The sequence below is a fragment of the Streptomyces mexicanus genome (assembly GCF_902506575.1).
Lineage (GTDB): Bacteria > Actinomycetota > Actinomycetes > Streptomycetales > Streptomycetaceae > Streptomyces > Streptomyces mexicanus.
This window is the reverse complement of sequence record NZ_LR732664.1, coordinates 1-1,679: the sequence shown is the minus strand read 5'-3', so window position 1 is coordinate 1,679 and position 1,679 is coordinate 1. Positions and strand designations below refer to the sequence as shown.

General features: G+C 74.0%; 1 protein-coding gene. It reads left to right on the top strand.

All coding sequences use genetic code 11. The features are described from left to right. The first annotated feature begins 17 nt into the window (after positions 1-17). Positions 18-1,520: an aldehyde dehydrogenase gene (locus GV126_RS34550; protein WP_159675250.1), complete on the top strand. Its 1,503-nt coding sequence runs from the start codon at positions 18-20 to the stop codon at positions 1,518-1,520. Positions 1,521-1,679 lie beyond the last annotated feature (159 nt).

The window sequence follows — 1,679 nt, the reverse complement described above, 5'->3', positions numbered from 1 at the left end:
GAGGACCGCTCATGCCCATGCCCACCCTCACCCCCACGGTCACCCACGACACATGGCTCCAGCGCGCCGAGCACCTGCGCCCGCCGCGCACCCACTTCATCGACGGCGCCGACGAGGCCGGTGGCGGCGCCACCTTCCCCGTGGTCTCGCCCCGGGACGGCCGGGTGCTGACCGAGGTCGCCGACGGCGGCACCGCCGAGGTGGACGCCGCCGTGGCCGCCGCCCGCCGCGCCTTCGACTCCGGTCCCTGGCCGCGCCTGTCACCGGCCGACCGCGGACGGGTCCTGCTGCGCATCGCCGACCTGCTGCAGGAGCGGCGCGCGGAACTCGCCCTCACCGTCAGCCTGGAGACGGGCAAACCGATCACCGACGCCCACGACATCGAACTGCGGGCGGTCATCGACACCTTCCGCTGGTACGGGCAACTGGCCGACAAACTCACCGACACCTCGCCCCACACCTCCCCGGACGCGCTCGCACTCGTCACCCGCGAGCCGGCCGGCGTGGTCGGCGCGGTGGTCCCCTGGAACTTCCCGCTGACCCTCGCCGGCTGGAAGGTCGCCCCCGCGCTCGCCGCCGGCTGCACGGTCGTCCTCAAACCCTCCGAGAACTCCCCGCTCTCCGCGCTGCTGCTGGGCCGCGTCGCCGCCGAGGCCGGGCTGCCCGCGGGCGTGCTGAACGTCGTCGGCGGCAACGGCCCGGTGGCGGGACGGGCCCTGGGGCTCCACCCCGACGTGGACGTCCTGGCCTTCACCGGCTCCACCGCGGTGGGCCGCCACTTCCTGCGGTACGCCGCGGACTCCAACCTCAAACGCGTCTGGCTGGAGCTGGGCGGCAAGTCCCCCAACATCGTCCTGCCCGACGCCCCCGACCTGGCGACGGCCGCGGCCACCGCCGCCTGGGGCATCTTCTTCAACCAGGGCGAGATGTGCACCGCCCCCTCCCGGCTGCTGGTGCACACCTCCGTCGCCGAACAGGTCACCGACGCCGTCGTCGAACGCGCCCGCGCCCTGCGCGTCGGCGACCCGCTCGACCCGGCCACGCAGATGGGCGCACTGGTCTCGGAGGACCACCTCGGCCGCGTGCTGGAGCACATCCACCGCGGCTCCGGCGACGGCGCCCGGCTGCGCACCGGAGGCGCGCGGACCCTGACCGAGACCGGCGGCGTCTACCTGGAGCCCACCGTCTTCGACCGGGTCGGCCCCGACAGCGCCCTGGCCCGCGAGGAGATCTTCGGCCCCGTGCTGTCCGTGCTCACCTTCGACGACCTCGACCAGGCCGTGACCCTGGCCAACGCCACCGAGTACGGCCTGGCCGCGGGCCTGTGGACCTCCGATCTGTCCACCGCGCACCAGGTGTCCCGCGCGCTCAGGGCCGGCACCGTGTGGGTCAACTGCTACGAGGAGGGCGACCTGACCGTCCCCTTCGGCGGCATGAAGCAGTCGGGCAACGGACGCGACAAGTCCGCGCACGCCCTGGAGAAGTACACCGAACTGAAGACCACCTGGATCCAGCTGTGACCTCCCGCCCCCTGATCGCGATCCCCGCCCGCTTCTCCGCCACCACCTCGGCCCTGCGCCACGCCGCCGAGGTCAACGCCCGCGCTCTGATCGAGGCGGTGTGGCGCAGGGCCGAGGTGGTGGCGGAGAAGCGGGCGGGGATCGCGATCAGGGGGCGGG